The organism is Pseudoxanthomonas sp. CCNWLW251, assembly GCF_037402255.1.
GTDB lineage: Bacteria > Pseudomonadota > Gammaproteobacteria > Xanthomonadales > Xanthomonadaceae > Pseudoxanthomonas_A.
The window spans coordinates 683,056-698,436 of sequence record NZ_JBBEGA010000001.1 but is presented as its reverse complement, the minus strand read 5'-3'; the positions used below and the strand labels follow the sequence as shown (position 1 = coordinate 698,436).

Annotated in this window: 15 protein-coding genes and 1 pseudogene; 1 reads left to right on the top strand and 15 read right to left on the bottom strand. The window is 67.8% G+C overall.

The window, feature by feature from the left end; translation table 11 throughout:
* Positions 1–42: 42 nt before the first annotated feature.
* The 15 genes and pseudogenes from WBN46_RS03350 to WBN46_RS03280 all read right to left on the bottom strand — a co-directional run bounded on the left by WBN46_RS03350 (position 43) and on the right by WBN46_RS03280 (position 14,615).
* Positions 43–453, bottom strand: a complete 411-nt coding sequence (locus WBN46_RS03350; protein ID WP_337730293.1) for a hypothetical protein — start codon at positions 451–453, stop codon at positions 43–45.
* A gap of 144 nt (positions 454–597) precedes the next feature.
* The gene (gene rnhB / locus WBN46_RS03345) at positions 598–1,203 is read right to left on the bottom strand and encodes a ribonuclease HII (RefSeq protein WP_337730292.1); all 606 of its coding nucleotides are present in this window, start codon (positions 1,201–1,203) and stop codon (positions 598–600) included.
* Positions 1,204–1,338: 135 nt separating this feature from the next.
* Positions 1,339–2,502 (bottom strand): annotated as a pseudogene (gene lpxB, locus WBN46_RS03340) (lipid-A-disaccharide synthase); the annotation flags it as partial.
* Between the two features lie 17 nt (positions 2,503–2,519).
* Positions 2,520–3,308, bottom strand: coding sequence for an acyl-ACP--UDP-N-acetylglucosamine O-acyltransferase (gene lpxA, locus WBN46_RS03335; RefSeq protein WP_337730291.1), 789 nt, complete (start codon positions 3,306–3,308; stop codon positions 2,520–2,522).
* A 1-nt stretch (position 3,309) separates the two neighbouring features.
* A complete protein-coding gene (gene fabZ / locus WBN46_RS03330; protein ID WP_142123804.1) occupies positions 3,310–3,765 on the bottom strand; it encodes a 3-hydroxyacyl-ACP dehydratase FabZ in 456 nt (151 codons plus the stop codon).
* Positions 3,765–4,784: a UDP-3-O-(3-hydroxymyristoyl)glucosamine N-acyltransferase gene (lpxD, locus tag WBN46_RS03325; RefSeq protein WP_337730290.1), complete on the bottom strand. Its 1,020-nt coding sequence runs from the start codon at positions 4,782–4,784 to the stop codon at positions 3,765–3,767. Before lpxD ends, fabZ begins: the two co-directional genes overlap by 1 nt.
* Before the next feature lie 112 nt (positions 4,785–4,896).
* Complete coding sequence (gene bamA / locus WBN46_RS03320; RefSeq protein WP_337730289.1) at positions 4,897–7,377, bottom strand: outer membrane protein assembly factor BamA; 2,481 nt, start codon at positions 7,375–7,377, stop codon at positions 4,897–4,899.
* 122 nt (positions 7,378–7,499) lie between these two features.
* A complete protein-coding gene (rseP, locus tag WBN46_RS03315; RefSeq protein WP_337730288.1) occupies positions 7,500–8,864 on the bottom strand; it encodes an RIP metalloprotease RseP in 1,365 nt (454 codons plus the stop codon).
* A 13-nt stretch (positions 8,865–8,877) separates the two neighbouring features.
* Positions 8,878–10,065, bottom strand: a complete 1,188-nt coding sequence (gene dxr / locus WBN46_RS03310; RefSeq protein WP_337730287.1) for a 1-deoxy-D-xylulose-5-phosphate reductoisomerase — start codon at positions 10,063–10,065, stop codon at positions 8,878–8,880.
* Between the two features lie 2 nt (positions 10,066–10,067).
* The gene (locus WBN46_RS03305) at positions 10,068–10,928 is read right to left on the bottom strand and encodes a phosphatidate cytidylyltransferase (protein ID WP_337730286.1); all 861 of its coding nucleotides are present in this window, start codon (positions 10,926–10,928) and stop codon (positions 10,068–10,070) included.
* Positions 10,925–11,683: a polyprenyl diphosphate synthase gene (gene uppS, locus WBN46_RS03300; RefSeq protein ID WP_192200582.1), complete on the bottom strand. Its 759-nt coding sequence runs from the start codon at positions 11,681–11,683 to the stop codon at positions 10,925–10,927. The genes WBN46_RS03305 and uppS overlap by 4 nt, the downstream gene beginning before the upstream one ends.
* A gap of 8 nt (positions 11,684–11,691) precedes the next feature.
* Positions 11,692–12,249, bottom strand: a complete 558-nt coding sequence (gene frr / locus WBN46_RS03295) for a ribosome recycling factor (protein ID WP_142123811.1) — start codon at positions 12,247–12,249, stop codon at positions 11,692–11,694.
* A 77-nt stretch (positions 12,250–12,326) separates the two neighbouring features.
* Complete coding sequence (locus tag WBN46_RS03290; protein WP_337730285.1) at positions 12,327–13,256, bottom strand: cation diffusion facilitator family transporter; 930 nt, start codon at positions 13,254–13,256, stop codon at positions 12,327–12,329.
* A 224-nt stretch (positions 13,257–13,480) separates the two neighbouring features.
* Positions 13,481–14,206, bottom strand: coding sequence for a UMP kinase (gene pyrH / locus WBN46_RS03285; protein WP_192200584.1), 726 nt, complete (start codon positions 14,204–14,206; stop codon positions 13,481–13,483).
* A 52-nt stretch (positions 14,207–14,258) separates the two neighbouring features.
* On the bottom strand, positions 14,259–14,615 hold the full coding sequence (locus tag WBN46_RS03280; RefSeq protein WP_337730284.1) for a cupin domain-containing protein: 357 nt from the start codon (positions 14,613–14,615) through the stop codon (positions 14,259–14,261).
* A 65-nt stretch (positions 14,616–14,680) separates the two neighbouring features.
* Between WBN46_RS03280 and WBN46_RS03275 the strand changes: the two genes are divergently transcribed.
* Positions 14,681–15,376, top strand: a complete 696-nt coding sequence (locus WBN46_RS03275; protein ID WP_192200586.1) for an AIM24 family protein — start codon at positions 14,681–14,683, stop codon at positions 15,374–15,376.
* The last annotated feature ends 5 nt before the right edge of the window (positions 15,377–15,381 follow it).

Below are 15,381 nucleotides of genomic sequence, written 5' to 3'. Positions count from 1 at the left end.
GGGGTGCGGCGGCCCGCGTGCGGAGGCGCGGGCGAAGAGAGATCAGTGGATGCGGAACAGCGGTACCGGTTCCGGCGCATAGCTGCTGTCGCGCACGTGGCGCAGCTGGTGCTCCAGGGCGGCTTCGGCCACGCGCAGGACTTCCCAGTCGGCGCGGGTGAAATGCAGGGCATCCCGTGGGCAGCCGCGCAGCTGGGCCTCGAGATTGCGCAGCCGGCGGAAATCAAGGTAACCCGCGGTCTCGTCGGCGATCAGGGTCCAGGTGGCCTCATCCAGCGTGATCGCGGTGGGTGAGCTCAGCGTGGCCATGGCCTGCTGCAGGCGGGTGCGCAGGCCGGGGTCATGCGTCCAGTCGCGGTCGGCCAGCATGCAGCGCAGCAGCTGCAGGCGTTCGTCGTCGATGTCGCGCGCAGTGGAAAGCGGGGAGGGGAGGGAGGTGGTGGACAGGGTCATGACAAGCCTCGTGGGGGCCGGTCCCGGCAGGGGGCGGGACCGCGTGACCATGCTGCCTGCCCGCAGCTGCGCGCGCGTCTGCAGGAAGCCATCGTGACCATGGACAGGGTGCCGTCGGTCATGCGCCGCCGGGCGCACCCACGACTACCGTGGCGCGAGAACGGCCCGCACCGGAGCGAAGCTGTGCCGGTGGTGGGGACACGGCCCGTGTTCCGCCAGCGCGCGCAGGTGCGCGGGCGTCGGATAACCCTTGTGCACGGCGAAGCCGTACTGCGGGAAGTCCGCGTGCAACCGCACCATCAGGCGATCACGCGACACCTTCGCCAGGATGGACGCCGCCATGATGGCGGGTTCGATCGCGTCGCCGCCGACCAGCGTCTCGGCCATGCAATCGAGGCCTTTCGGAGCGCGGTTGCCGTCGATGCGGACCAGTTCCGGCAGTGGCCGGAGCGCGGCGATGGCACGGCGCATGCCTTCCAGGGTGGCCTGCAGGATATTGAGATGATCGATCTCGGCGGGCTCGACGAAGGTCACGTGCCACGCCAGCGCGCGCTCCTGGATCAGGGGAAACAGCGCCTCGCGTTTCGCTTCACTGAGTTGCTTGGAATCGTTCAGTCCGGCGATGGGGCGCGACGCATCCAGAATCACCGCCGCGACGGCGACCGGGCCCGCCAGCGGTCCGCGACCGGCTTCATCGACGCCGGCGACCAGGCGGACGTCGGGCATCGGGAACAGCGAGGCCGCGGTCATCGCGCGATGCCCCCTGTAGGAGCGACGTGAGTCGCGACCGCAGAAAGGATGCGCACGCGCCGCTCAGCTCCGAGGTGGATGCAAACTTCCGGAGCAGGCGAGGAAGAAGCGAAATTCATGGCGTGCCGTCGCGACTTACGTCGCTCCTACAGGAGTGGGGACCAGCTCTGCCACTGCATCGGCAGCGCGCGCCGACGCATCCTGGCGCAACTGCTCGTGCAGTCGCAGATAGGTTGGCTGCAGCGAAGCGATGGCCTCCGGTTCGCGGAACCAGTGCAGCACGGCATTGGACAACTGCTCGGGTGTGCAATCGTCCTGCATCAGTTCCGGCGCGATGTCTTCCCCCGCCAGCACGTTGGGCAGCGCATACCGCTCCACCTTCAGCATTCCGAGGCCCTTGACGATGCGGTAGGTCAACGGCGCGATGCGATAGCCGACGACCATCGGCCGCTTGCACAACATGGCCTCCAGGGTCGCCGTGCCGGAGGCGAGCAGGACGACATCGCTGGCGATCATCGCCTCGCGCGCGCGGCCGTCGAGCAGGCGCCAGGCGGGATCTGCGCCGTGCGCGGCGAACTGCGCTTCCAGCGCCAGGCGGCAGGCCGCATTGGCCGCAGGCACGACGATCTGCAGGCCGGGGATCTGCGCGGCCACCCGGCGTGCCGCCTCGAAGAAGGCCGGCGCAAGCCGTCCTATCTCGCCCAGGCGGCTGCCGGGCAGTACGGCCAGCACCGGTGCTTCGGTTGCCAGTCCCAATGCAGTGCGTGCAGCCGCGCGATCAGGCAGCAGCGCGATCTCGTCCGCCATCGGATGGCCGACGAAACGCGCGTCCACGCCATGGCGCGCATAGATCGGTGGTTCCATCGGGAACAGGCACAGCACGCGGTCCGCGCTGTGGCCGATCTTCTCGGCCCGCTTCTCGCGCCATGCCCATACCGACGGGCTCACGTAGTGCACGGTGCGCACGCCATGCGCCTTGAGCCAGCGCTCGACACCGAGGTTGAAGTCGGGTGCGTCGATGCCGACGAACACATCGGGCGTCCAGTCCAGCACGCGCTGGCGGAACGCCTTGCGCAGGCGCAACAGCCGCGGCAGGTGGCGCAGCACCTCGGCCAGCCCCATGACCGCCAGCTCGTTCGCATCGAACCAGGTGTCGCATCCTGCGGCACGCATCGCATCGCCGCCGATGCCCGCGAATTCGGCATGCGGGAAGCGCTGCTTCAGCGCTTCGACGAGCCCCGCCCCCAGGCCATCGCCGGACGCCTCGCCCGCACACAGCGCGATGCGCAGCGGCCGCGCTGCGGGTGTCGCCTGCATCACCGCTGCAACGGCCGTTCGCCGCTGTCGATGAAATGCAGCAGCGCCTTCACGTCATCGCTGGTCTGCGCCTGCTCGGCCAGTTGCTGCCTGGCGTCTGCCAGCGGCAGGCCGGCTACGTACAGCGTGCGGTACGCGCGCTTGATGGCGGCGATGCGCTCAGCGTCGAAACCGCGCCGCTTCAGGCCTTCGTTGTTGATGCCGCGCGGCCGGCCGGATGCTTCGCCCGCCACCATGGTGAACGGTGGCACGTCGCCGCTCAGCAGCACGCCCATGCCGATGAAGGCGTGGGCACCGATCCGGCAGAACTGGTGTACGCCCGCGAACCCGCTGAGGATGACCCAGTCTTCCACGGTCACGTGCCCGGCCAGCGTGGCGTTGTTGGAGAACACGCAGTGGTTGCCCACGATGCAGTCGTGCGCGACGTGCGTGTAGGCCAGCAGCATGTTGTCGCTGCCGATGCGGGTGATGCCGGTACCGGTGACGGTGCCACGGTTGAGCGTGACGAACTCGCGCACCTGGTTGCGGTCGCCAATGACAAGCTCGACGCGCTCGCCCTTGAATTTCTTGTCCTGCGGATCACCGCCGATGGCGGCATGCCCGGCGAAGTGGTTGTCGCGGCCGATGCGCGTGGGGCCGGTGACCGTGCAGTGGGGGCCGATCACCGTGCCAGCGCCGATCTCCACTTCCGGGCCGATGTAGGCGAACGGGCCGACGCGCACGCCTTCGCCCAGCTGCGCGCCGGGATCGACGACCGCGCTGGGATGGATGGCGGTGGGGGCGCTCATCTCAGCGGGTGTCCTCGGCGCACAGCACGTCGGCGCACGCGACCTGTTCGCCGTTCACCGAGGCCACGCCGGTGTAGAAGGCCATGTTGCGGATCAACCGCTTCAGGGTGACGTCCAGGTCCAGGCGGTCGCCCGGCACCACCATGCGGGTGAAGCGCGCGTTCTCCACTTTCACCATGTAGAACATCCGCCCGGCGGTATCGCCCTGGTGCGACAGCTGGGTCAACAGGCCACCGGCCTGCGCCAGCGCCTCGATGATCAGTACACCCGGCATGATCGGACGGTCCGGGAAATGGCCGGTGAAGAAGGGTTCGTTCTGGGTGATGTTCTTGTAGGCCAGGACGCGCTTGTCCTTCTCGAACTCCACCACCCGGTCCACCAGCAGGAACGGGTAGCGGTGCGGCAGCAGTTGGCGGATGGTGGCCGCGTCGACGGGCAGTTGCAGGTCCAGGGTCATCAGGTTTCCTTGTCGGCCGCCAGCACGCGTCGTGCCAAGGCGTCCAGTTGCTTGAAGCGGGCGGCGTTCTTGCGCCAGGTACGGTTGTCGGTGAGCGGCGTGCCGCTGGAGTACTCGCCGGGCTCGGTGATGGAACTGGTCACCAGCGACATCGCGGTGACGACCACGCGGTCGCAGATCTCCAGGTGGCCCAGCACGCCGGCGGCTCCGCCGATCAGGCAGTAGCGGCCGATGCGCGCACTGCCGGCGGCGGCACTGCAACCGGCCATCGCGGTATGCGCGCCGATGCGGACGTTGTGGCCGATCTGGATCTGGTTGTCGAGGCGGACGTCTTCTTCCAGCACCGTGTCGTCGAGCGCGCCACGGTCGATGGTGGTGTTGGCGCCGATCTCGCAGTCGTCGCCGATCACCACACCGCCCAGCTGCGGCACCTTGATCCAGTGGCCGCTGTCCATCGCCAGGCCGAAACCATCGGCGCCGATCACGGCACCGGGATGGACCAGCACGCGCTGGCCCAGGCGCACGCGCGTGACCAGGGTGACGCGGGCGATCAGCTCGCAGCCGTCGCCCACGAGGCAGTCGTCGCCGATCACGCAGCCTGGGCCGATCACGGCGCCCTCGCCGATGACGCTGCGTGCGCCCACCGTGACGAACGGAGCCACATGGGCGCCCGGTGCGATGCGTGCGGTCGGATCGATCACGGCGCTGGTGTGCACCCCCGGTGCACGGTCCGGCTTGCTCTCGAACAGCGCGGCCATCCGGGCGAACGCGGCGTAGGGGTCCCTGGCGATGAGGACGGCGCCGGTTGCGGCAGCGGCGTCGTCCGCCCGCAGGACGACCAGGCTGGCCCGGCTGTCCGCCAACTGGGCGCGATAGCGGGTATTGGCGAGGAAGGCGAGCTGTCCGGCGTCGGCCCGCGCCAGCGTGGCGACGCCGTGGATGCGGAGGTCCGTATCGCCGCGCAGTTCGAGCCCGAAGCGCTCGGCCAGCTCGCCAGCGGTAAAGGATGGGGAGGTCATAGGGTGCGTAGTTTAGCCCCTGCGACCCGCGAACCGCTTTCACGGTGGCGTATGGTGGACAGCAGACGGGGGGCTTGCGCCCCCCGTCGAATCGCCCGCATGGACGCTGGGATCAGAACGCGCCGCCGAAGGTGAACTGCAGGCGTTCCAGCTCGTCGCCGTCTTCCTTCTTGATCGGGAAGGCATAGCTGATCGAGATCGGGCCGACCGGCGCACGCCACAGCAGCGAGATACCGGTGGATGCGCGCAGCTCGCCGGCATCGAAGTTGTCCACGCCGTCGAACACGTTGCCGAAGTCGAAGAACGCCGCAACGCGCGCGGCGTTGGAGTCGAACAGCTTCGGGAAGATCAGTTCGACCGAGCCGGTGGTCTTCAGCGAACCACCCAGCGGCTGGCCGCGGTAGCCGGAAATGACCTCCGAGCGCGGGCCCAGCGTGTTGTCGCGGAAGCCTCGCACGGACCGCGTGCCACCCGCGTAGAAGTTCTCGAAGAACGGCAGGCCGGTCGCGACCAGTGTCCGGTCCAGCGTGCCGCCGTCGGCGCACGTGCCATCCGCCGCCGGCGGGGTGGTGGTCCCCTGGCCCGGGATCTGCGGGTCGGAGCCGTTGGCGCGGCAGATGTAACGGTAGATGTCCGAGCCGTAACTGTCGCCGTAGCCGATCTCGGCGCGGGTGTTCAGCACGAAAGCGGGGCTGAGCGACCAGTACTTCGAGAACTCGTAGTTGAGCTTGTAGTACTCGACGGTGGAGCCCGGGAGCGCGACTTCGGCCGAAATGCGCTGGTAGGTACCGCCCGTGGGCATGAAGTAGTCGTTGCGCGTATCGCGCGCCCAGCCGAGCTCGGCACGCCAGGCGTGGAAGGTGCGCTGGCCGACGGCATCGATGTAGTCGATGATCGCCTGCGGCGTGGAGCCGCCGAAGGTCAAGATCTCGTTGCTGTCGACGCCGAACAGCAGCGAGACAGTGTCGTTCTCGGAGATCGGCAGACCCAGGACGCCTTGCGCGGCAGCGCTGGTGGTGGAGTACTGGGCGGTGTTGAAGTCCGAGTAATCGAACTCGCGCCACCACAGGTTGTAGCCCAGCGACATGCCTTCGTCGGTGAAGAACGGGTTGGTGTAGGAGAACGAATAGCGCTGCAGGTAGTCGCTGCGCTGCGCTTCCACCGACACGCGGTTGCCGCCGCCGAGGAAGTTGTTCTGCGACAACTGGATCGACGTGGTCAGGCCGGACAGCTGCGAATAGCCCAAGCCGAACACGAAGCTGCCCGAGGTGGTTTCCTTCACGTTGAACACCACGTCGACCTGGTCGGTCGTGCCCGGTACGGGCGTGGTTTCCGCGTCCACCGTCTCGAAGTAGCCCAGGCGGCGCAGGCGCACGCGCGAGCGGTCCACGGCGACCTGGGAGAACCAGCTGCCTTCGAACTGGCGCATCTCGCGACGCAGCACTTCATCGGCCGTGCGCGTGTTGCCCTTGAAGGTGATGCGGCGCACGTTGACGCGCGGGCCGGGCACCACCTGCAGGTTGATCGCGACGGTACGGTTCTCGCGATCGATGGTGGGGATCGGATTCACCTGCGCGAACGCATACCCGATGTTGCCCAGTGTCGAGGTGATGGTGTCGGACGTCATCTCGAGCAGGATGCGCGAGAAGGTCTGCTCCGGCTTCACGATCACCAGCTTCTCGATTTCCTCCTTCGGCAGCACCGTGTCGCCGGTGACCTTCACGTCGGAAATCTTGTACTGCTCGCCTTCGGTGATGCCGGCGGAGATGAACATGTCGCGCTTGTCGGGACTGATCGACACCTGGGTGGAGTCGATGCTGAAGTCCACGTAGCCGCGGTCCAGGTACCAGGAGTTCAGGCGTTCCATGTCGCCCGACAGCTTCTCCTTGGAGTACTGGTCGTCGCGGCGGTACCAGGACAACCAGGTGCTTTCCTTGGACTCCCAGTTCTCCAGCAGGTCCTCGGTGGGGAACTTCTCGGCGCCGATCACGTTGACGTGCTTGATCTTGGCCGCCTTGCCTTCCTTGACGGCAATGGTCACGTCCACGCGGTTGCGGTCGAGCGGGCTGACCGTAGGGGTGATCTCGACGTTGTACTTGCCGCGGTTGTTGTACTGGCGCACCAGTTCCTGGGTGACGCGGTCCAGGCTCAGGCGGTCGAAGGTCTCGCCCTCGGCAAGCCCGATGTCCTTCAGGCCCGTCAGCAGGTCTTCGGTCTTGATGTCCTTGTTGCCGGTGAGGGTCAACTTGTTGATCGCCGGGCGCTCGGTGACGGTCACCACCAGGATGTCGCCCTGGCGGTCGAGCTTCACGTCCTCGAAGAAGCCGGTCTTGTACAGCGCGCGGATCGACTCGGACACGCCGGCCGAGGTGACCTGGTCGCCCCGTTCGATCGGCAGGTAGGTGAGGACGGTACCGGTGGAGATGCGCTGCAGGCCATCGATGCGGATGTCCGTGGCGGTGAACGACGCGCTGCCCAGCGGCTCGGCCATTGCGGGTGCGGCGGCGGGTTCCGTCGTCTGGGCCAGTGCCGGCATGGCGATGGCCGAAGCCAGGGCGAGGGCAATCAGGCGGCGGGAAGGCAGTCGCGTCATCATTACATCCGGTTGGGGTGGTTCCTGCAGAGCAGGGGTGGATCGCAGGGCCGCGGTCCGGGGTGTCGCCAGGAAGGGACAGGCCGACTTGGAGCGGGCCTGCCCGGGAAAGTTCAGGGGCATCAGGTCACCAGACGCAGGATGTCGTTGTAGAACGCCAATCCCATCAGGCCCGCCAGTGCGGCCAGGCCCATATATTGTCCGGCCACCATGTGGCGCTCGCTCAAGGGGCTGCCCTTGACCAATTCAATAAGGTAATACAGCAGGTGGCCGCCGTCCAAGACGGGGATCGGCAGCAGGTTGATGATGGCCAGGCTCAGCGACATGGCCGCCAGGAACCAGAGGAACCAATCCGGCCCGCGTTTGGCGGAGACGTTGGCGACCTGGGCAATGGTGATGGGGCCCGAAACGTTCTTCAGCGAGGCGTCCCCGGTGAGCATCCGGCGGATCATGCCCAGCGAGTCCGAGGTCAGCTTGCCGGTTTCGCGCAGGGCGGCCGGGATGGCGGCGACCGGGCCGTAGTGGAGCGTGGCGTCGTAGCCGGGCATCTGCACCTTCGCGGGAGGCGCCAGGCCCAGGGCCCAGTAGTCGCCCTGGCCTGCGTCGGGATGCCGGGTCCGGCGTGGCGCCAGTTCGAAGGCCAGGCGCTCGCCGGCACGGTCGACTTCGACCATGGCCGCGCCTCCGCGCTTGCCCAGTGCATCGACCTCGGTGGCGATGTCGTTGAAGCCGTGTACCGGCTGGCCATCCACGGCCGTCACCACGTCGCCCACGTGCAGCACGCCATCGGCGGCCGAGCCCGGGGTGACCTTGCCGATGACCGCCGGCGTCATCCAGTGCCGCCAGACCAGCCCGCTCAGGCCGATGGCGTTCTCCTGGTCGAACCCGACCGGCAGGCGGGACAGCGGCAGCGTGCGGGTCAGTTGGCTGCCGGAGGCGGTTTCCACCTCGACCGGAACGTCATCACCATCGATGGCGGCCTTGGTGAGCACGATGGAGGCGTCGGTCCAGGTATCGATCCCGCGGTCGCCGATCCGGACGATCCTGTCGCCGCGCATGAAGCCCGCATCGGCGGCAATGCCACTGACGCTGCCCAGGGTGGCGGAGTAGTCCTGCTTGCCCAGCACGAACATGGCCCACAGCAGGACGACGCAGAGCAGGACGTTCGCCAGCGGGCCGGCGGCGACCACGGCGATGCGCTGCCAGACCGACTTGCGGTTGAAAGCCTGGTCCTGTTGCGCGGCGGGGACGTCGCCCTCGGCTTCGTCCAGCATCTTGACGTAGCCACCCAGCGGGATGGCCGCGATGGCGAACTCGGTGCCGTGGCGATCGCGGCGCGACCACAGCGGCTTGCCGAAGCCCACCGAGAAACGCAGCACCTTCACCCCGCAACGGCGCGCCACCCAGTAGTGGCCGAATTCGTGGAACGTGACCAGCACGCCCAGGGCCACGATCATCCACCAGATTGAGCCCAGCACGTCACTCATCGGATGTCGGCGCTCATGGGAAGAGATGGCCTGCGAGGTTGCGTTCGGTAAGTCGGCGTGCCTGCGCATCCGCTTCCAGCAGCGCATCCAGCGAATCGGCCGGCGTTGCGGGCAACGCGGCGAGGGCATCCTCGACCAGCGCAGGAATGGATAGGAAACCGATCCGGCCCTGAAGAAAGGCTGAAACTGCGACTTCGTTCGCAGCGTTCAGGACCGCTGGCGCCGTGCCGCCGGCCGTCATTGCGTGCCAGGCCAGCCGCAGGCAGGGAAAGGCATCCAGGTCGGGCGCCTCGAAGTCCAACCGGGGATGCCGCAACAGGTCCAGGCCCGGCACACCCGATGCGATCCTGTCCGGCCAGCCCAGTCCCACGGCCAGCGACGTACGCATGTCGGGCAGCCCCAACTGCGCCAGCGTGGAACCATCGACGAATTCCACGAGGGAGTGCACCAAGCTCTGCGGATGCACCAGCACGTCCAGCCGTTCGCGCTCCACGCCGAACAGGTGATGGGCCTCGATCAGTTCCAGCCCCTTGTTCATCAGGGTCGCCGAGTCGACCGAAATCTTCGGGCCCATCGACCATTTGGGATGGGCGACGGCCTGTTCGCGCGTGACCTGGGCGAGCGCCGCGCGGCTCCAGCCGCGGAACGGGCCACCCGACGCGGTCAGCACGATGCGGCTGACCTCGCCCTGAGCCTGTCGTGAACGCAGACACTGGAAGATCGCGTTGTGCTCGCTGTCTATCGGGATGATCTCGGCACCCGCGGCATCCGCGGCGGCGGTCATCAGCTCACCGGCGAGGACGAGCGACTCCTTGTTGGCCAGCAGCAGGCGCTTCCCGGCGCGGGCCGCCGCCAGCGTCGACGACAGGCCGGCGGCACCCACGATGGCGGCGACTACAATGTCGCAGCCCGGGGCGGACACCAGCGCGTCCACTGAGGCGGCCCCGGCATGTGCACGAGTCGCCAGCCCGGCGTCGGACAGGCCGTCACGCAGGCGTGCGAACTGGCTTTCGTCGGCGACGACGGCATGGTCCGGGCGGTGCAGGATGCACAGCGCAAGCAACGCATCCACACTGCTGCCGGCGGCAAGCACGCTGGCGCGATAACGCTCGGGGTGGCGCGCGACGACATCCAGCGTCGATGCTCCGATGGAGCCGGTCGCGCCGAGAACCGCCACGTTGCGTTGTGCGTGCGCGGCCATGCTCAGAATCCGAAGACTTCCTTGCCCAGTACGAAGATGGGCAGTGCCGCCAGCACGCCGTCGATGCGGTCCAGCACGCCGCCATGGCCGGGGATCACGTCACCCGAATCCTTGGCGCCGACATGCCGCTTGAGCAGGCTTTCGAACAGGTCGCCGACCACCGAGAACAGCACGGTGAACACCGCCACCAGCAGCACGCCGGGCACCTGCGCCAGGTCCACACCGGCGACAAGTGCACCGACACCCGCCACCAGCATGCCCGCAGCCAGGCCACCGAGCAGCCCCTCCAGTGTCTTGTTGGGGCTGATGCGCGGAGCGAGCTTCCTGCCGCGGAACCAGCGGCCGCCGAAGTGGCGCCCTGCGAAATATGCGCCGCTGTCGGCCGCCCAGACGATGGCCAGCGCGACGAACAACCAGATGTGTCCGTTCGGCTCGGAGGAGTGGATCAGGCCCAGCGCGCACCAGGCGGGCACCACGGCCAGCGTGCCGGCGGCCAGCTTGAACACGCGCGCCCAGGTCTCGTGATCGGACGCGAAATGGAAGAAGCGCAGCCACAGCAGCGCCAGCAGCCACCACGCCGCGCCCACGAGGGCCATCAGGCGCAAGGGGACCAGATCGGTGGATCCGCGCGATGCCCACACCAGCAGCACCATCAGCAGCAGGTTGGCGGTCAGCAGCACGGTGCGCTGCAGGGTGTCGTCGATCTCGGCGAGCTTGAACCACTCCCACAGCCCGACCAGGAACACCAGCGCCGCCAGCATCACCAGCCACGACGTGGGCAGCAGCAGGATCGCGCCGATGGCGAAGGGCGCCATCACCAGCGCTGCGATGACGCGGGTGCGGGTGGCGCTGGGCGTGCTCATGCGGTTGTGTCCTCGTGGGTGCCGCTGGCGATCTGCGCGCTGGTCAGGCCGAAGCGGCGCTCGCGCTGCGCGAAGTCGTCCAGGGCGCGCTGCAGCAGCGTCGCGTCCAGGTCGGGCCACAGTACGTCGGTGAACCAGAGTTCGGTATAGGCCAATTGCCACAGCAGGAAATTGCTGATGCGATGGTCGCCACCGGTGCGGATGAAGAGGTCGGGCGGCGGCAGGTCGGCCAGTGCGACGTGGGCGCCGAGCGTTGCTTCGTCGATGTCCTCGGGGCGCAGGCGTCCGGCGGCGACGTCGGCGGCCAGTGCACGCGCCGCGTGCGCGATGTCCTGGCGCCCTCCATAGCTGGCCGCGATGACGAGGTGCAGGCGCGTGTTGCCGCGGGTCAGCGCCTCGGCAGCGTCCATGCGTGCGCGGATGTCGGCGGAGAATCGTGCGCGGTCGCCGATGAAACGCACGCGCACCTCGCGGCGGTGCAGTTCGTCGACTTCGCGGTCCAGCGCGTTGAGGAACAGCTTCATCAGCGCGCCGACTTCTTCCTCGGGGCGACCCCAGTTCTCGCTGGAGAACGCGAACAGGGTCAGCGCGCCGATGCCGCGTTCCAGGCAGAAATCGATGCAGGTATTGACCGCGCGCGCGCCGGCGCGATGGCCGATCACGCGCGGGCGACGACGTCGTTCGGCCCACCGGCCATTGCCGTCCATGATGACGGCCAGATGGCGGGGCACGGACGCGGGGACGGCAGGGGACATGGCAGTCCTCAGACCGCCATCAGTTCCTGTTCCTTGGCCTTGACCACGTCGTCGACGTCCTTGATGGACTTGTCGGTCAGCTTCTGGATCTCGTCCTCGGTACGACGCTCCTCGTCCTCGGTGATCTGCTTGTCCTTCAACAGGTCCTTGACCTGCTGGTTGGCATCGCGGCGGATGTTGCGGATCGCCACCTTCGCGTCCTCGCCTTCGCCATGGACGACCTTGGAGAGCTCCTTGCGACGTTCTTCGGTCAGCGCCGGCAGGTTCAGGCGGATGGTGGTGCCGGCGGTATTCGGGGTCAGGCCCAGGTCGGATGCCAGGATGGCCTTCTCGACCGCGCTGACCATCTGCTTTTCCCACGGCGTGATCGTGAGCGAGCGGGAGTCGGAGACGGTCACGGTGGCGACCTGGCTCAGCGGCATGTCCGATCCGTAGTAGTTGACCTTCAGGTGCTCGACCAGGGCAGTGGAAGCGCGTCCGGTGCGGACCTTCACCAGCGTGTGGCGGAGCGCCTCGATGCTCTTGGTCATGCGCGCCTGCGCGTCTTTCTTGATGTCGTTGAGCATCGCCCTTTCCGTTGCAAAGCCTGTAAACGACCGATTATAGGGCGATTCGGTGCCGTTGCCGACCGTCCGCGCGCCGTTCAGTGGGAATGATGCGGCGCCGCATCGTGCAGGTCATGGCCGCATGTGGCGCCGCGTTCGATCTGCAGGGTGGCGTGGTTGATGCCGAAGGTGTGGTCCAGCGCATGCACGGTGGCGTCGATGAAGGCATCGTGGTCGTCTTCGCGCGCCCGTACCAGGTGGGCGGTCAATGCGATCTCGCCCGCGCCCAGCGACCAGATGTGCAGGTGGTGCACGGCCGACACGCCGGGTCGGGCCTTCAGGAACGCGCCGACCTCGACCGGGTCGATGCTCGGCGGCACGGCGTCCATCGCGGCATCGAAACTGTCGCGCAGCAAGCCCCACGAGCCCACAGCGACCACCACCGCGATCAGCAGCGCCGTGGCCGGGTCCAGCCATGCCCACCCCAGCGTGGCCATGCCCACGCCGGCAAGCACGGCGGCCAGCGACACTGCGGCATCCGCCATCAGGTGCAGGAAGGCACCACGCTTGTTCAGGTCGTGGGCGTGCCCGTCCTTCACCAGCCACGCGGCGCCCAGGTTGACCAGGATGCCCAGTGCCGCCACCACGATGACGGGTGTGGCCGGGATCTCCGGCGGCGCGCTGAAGCGCCGGAAGGCCTCCCAGCCCAGTGCACCGGAGAAGACCATCAGCAGCACCGCGTTGGCGAGCGGGGAGAGCAGGGTGGCGCGACGCCAGCCGTAGGTGTGCCGGCCACGCGGTGCGCGCCTCGCCAGGGCGGCGGCACTCCACGCCAGCGCCAGTCCCAGCACGTCGCCGAGGTTGTGCAGGGCATCGGACAGCAGCGCCAGCGAATTGGTGTGGAAGCCGTAACCGGCTTCGAGCACGGTGTACGCCAGGTTGATCAGCGTGACCCAGGCGAAAGTGCGTGTCGCCGACGCGTGCGGGTGGGCGTGTGGCCCGTGACCGTGGTGGTGTCCGTGTCCCATGGTGGACTAGGGTGCCGGCCGGGGCTGGCCGGACACTATTACAGCAAGCGAAGGGGCACGCGCCGCGGGAAGGTCTTCAGCCCCGACCGCGCCCTGCCCGCGTTCCGGCGCACGCGATTGCGCGCCGTGCAGACCGGATGGCGATGGAAAGCGCTGCCACATGCCCATTCGAACCTCGCGGCGTTCTGTCCACCGTCGGGGCCGAAGCCCCGCCCACAGGGGGCTCAGCCGCGCCCTTTCACCAGGGTGCCGACATGTTCGCCGCGCAGGATCCGCATCAGGTTGCCGGGCACGGACAGGTCGTAGATGCGCAGCGGCACGTCGCTGTCGCGGCACAGGGCGAACGCGGCGGTATCCATCACCTGCAGGTTGCGCGCGATGACATCGTCGTAGGTCAGCTGGTCGAAGCGCTTGGCGTCGGCGTGCTTGCTGGGATCCTTGTCGTAGACCCCGTCCACCTTGGTGGCCTTCAGCAGCAGGTCCGCACCGATCTCGATGGCGCGCAGGGCGGCGCCGGAATCGGTGGTGAAGAACGGGTTGCCGGTGCCTGCCGCGAAGATCGCGATGCGGCCCTTCTCCAGGTGGCGGATGGCGCGGCGGCGGATGTAGTCCTCGCACACGTCGTTGATCTTGATCGCGCTCATGACGCGGCACTTGGCGCCCAGCTTTTCCAGCGCGTCCTGCATGGCCAGCGCGTTGATGACCGTGGCCAGCATGCCCATCTGGTCGCCGGTGACGCGGTCCATGCCGCCTGCGGCCAGTCCCGCGCCGCGGAAGATGTTGCCGCCGCCGATCACCAGGCCCACCTCGGCCCCCGCGTCGCGGGCTTCGATGATCTCGCGCGCGATGCGGCCGATCACGGCCGGGTCGATGCCGTAATCCTCGGCCCCCATCAGTGCCTCGCCGGACAGTTTGAGCAGGATGCGGCGATAGACCAGGGGGGCGGGCATGGTGAGTTCTCGGCGTGGGGAAACCGCGGCAATTCTAGCCGAGCGCGTCGCTTCAGTCGCCGGGTTCGTAGATCGAATACAGTTTGCGCGCGGTTTCCAGCACCTCCCACGTGCCGGTGAACCCTGCGGGCACGACGAAACTCTGGCCCGCTTCCAGCACGATGTCCTCGCCATCATCGCTGCGCAGGCGGACGCGCCCGCTGAGCAGGTGGCAGAACTCGTGCTCGGTGTAGTGCACCCGCCATGCGCCCACATCGCCTTCCCATACGCCGCAATGGAAACGGTCATCCCGGGTGGAGTAGGCGTTCCCGACCGCCTGCAGGGGGCGCCCACGGATCAGTCGCTCGGCGGCAATGGGTGCTCGCGCAGCCGCCTCCAGCGTGTGTGGCACGGGAACGATGCGGGACATGGGTGGGACCTGCGGCCGGGGCGGATATGATGGCGCTCCTTCCCGCCATCCATCAAGGAACGGACATGAGCGTGCGCACCCTGCAGGAATTCCTCGCATCATCGAAGGAAAAGGATGCGACGGCCGACGCATTCGAACTGGAAAGCCCGCATCTGCTGGAAGTCCGGTTGAACGGTCTGGTCTGGGCCAAGGCCGGCGCGATGGTCGCGCGCAAGGGCAGCGTGAAGTTCACCCGCCAGGGCATGCTGGAACAGGGCCTGGGGAACCTGCTGAAGAAGGCCGTCAGTGGCGAAGGCATGCAACTGATGAAGATCGAAGGGCAGGGGCGTGTCTACCTGGCCGATGCCGGCAAACGGATCACGCTGCTGCGTCTCGCGGGTGAATCGATCTTCGTCAACGGCAACGATGTGCTTGCGGTGGAGGCCAGCATCGAGAGCCGGATCACGATGATGCGCAAGGTCGCCGGGATGCTGTCGGGAGGGCTGTTCAACGTGCGCCTGAGCGGACACGGCATCGTCGCCATCACGTCGCACTACGAACCCCTCACGCTGCCGGTGAATGCGCAGACCGGGCCCGTGTTCACCGACCCGAATGCCACCGTGGCGTGGTCGGGCGGATTGACGCCGGAAATCATCACGGATATTTCGCTCGGCACCCTGCTGGGCCGCGGCTCGGGCGAGAGCATCCAGTTGCGTTTCGCGGGCGACGGCTGGGTGGTGGTACAGCCTTACGAAGAAGTGGCGCTGCAACCGAGGCAGTAGCCACG

Coding starts and splice junctions, on each gene's coding strand:
- lpxA (WP_337730291.1), bottom strand. CDS start 3,308: ATGAGCGCCCCCACCGCCATCCATCCCAGCGCGGTCGTCGATCCCGGC.
- WBN46_RS03275 (WP_192200586.1), top strand. CDS start 14,681: ATGAGCGTGCGCACCCTGCAGGAATTCCTCGCATCATCGAAGGAAAAG.
- uppS (WP_192200582.1), bottom strand. CDS start 11,683: ATGTCCCCTGCCGTCCCCGCGTCCGTGCCCCGCCATCTGGCCGTCATC.
- rseP (WP_337730288.1), bottom strand. CDS start 8,864: ATGAGTGACGTGCTGGGCTCAATCTGGTGGATGATCGTGGCCCTGGGC.
- bamA (WP_337730289.1), bottom strand. CDS start 7,377: ATGACGCGACTGCCTTCCCGCCGCCTGATTGCCCTCGCCCTGGCTTCG.
- frr (WP_142123811.1), bottom strand. CDS start 12,249: ATGCTCAACGACATCAAGAAAGACGCGCAGGCGCGCATGACCAAGAGC.
- WBN46_RS03290 (WP_337730285.1), bottom strand. CDS start 13,256: ATGGGACACGGACACCACCACGGTCACGGGCCACACGCCCACCCGCAC.
- lpxD (WP_337730290.1), bottom strand. CDS start 4,784: ATGACCTCCCCATCCTTTACCGCTGGCGAGCTGGCCGAGCGCTTCGGG.
- dxr (WP_337730287.1), bottom strand. CDS start 10,065: ATGGCCGCGCACGCACAACGCAACGTGGCGGTTCTCGGCGCGACCGGC.
- WBN46_RS03280 (WP_337730284.1), bottom strand. CDS start 14,615: ATGTCCCGCATCGTTCCCGTGCCACACACGCTGGAGGCGGCTGCGCGA.
- WBN46_RS03305 (WP_337730286.1), bottom strand. CDS start 10,928: ATGAGCACGCCCAGCGCCACCCGCACCCGCGTCATCGCAGCGCTGGTG.
- WBN46_RS03350 (WP_337730293.1), bottom strand. CDS start 453: ATGACCCTGTCCACCACCTCCCTCCCCTCCCCGCTTTCCACTGCGCGC.
- rnhB (WP_337730292.1), bottom strand. CDS start 1,203: ATGACCGCGGCCTCGCTGTTCCCGATGCCCGACGTCCGCCTGGTCGCC.
- pyrH (WP_192200584.1), bottom strand. CDS start 14,206: ATGCCCGCCCCCCTGGTCTATCGCCGCATCCTGCTCAAACTGTCCGGC.
- fabZ (WP_142123804.1), bottom strand. CDS start 3,765: ATGACCCTGGACCTGCAACTGCCCGTCGACGCGGCCACCATCCGCCAA.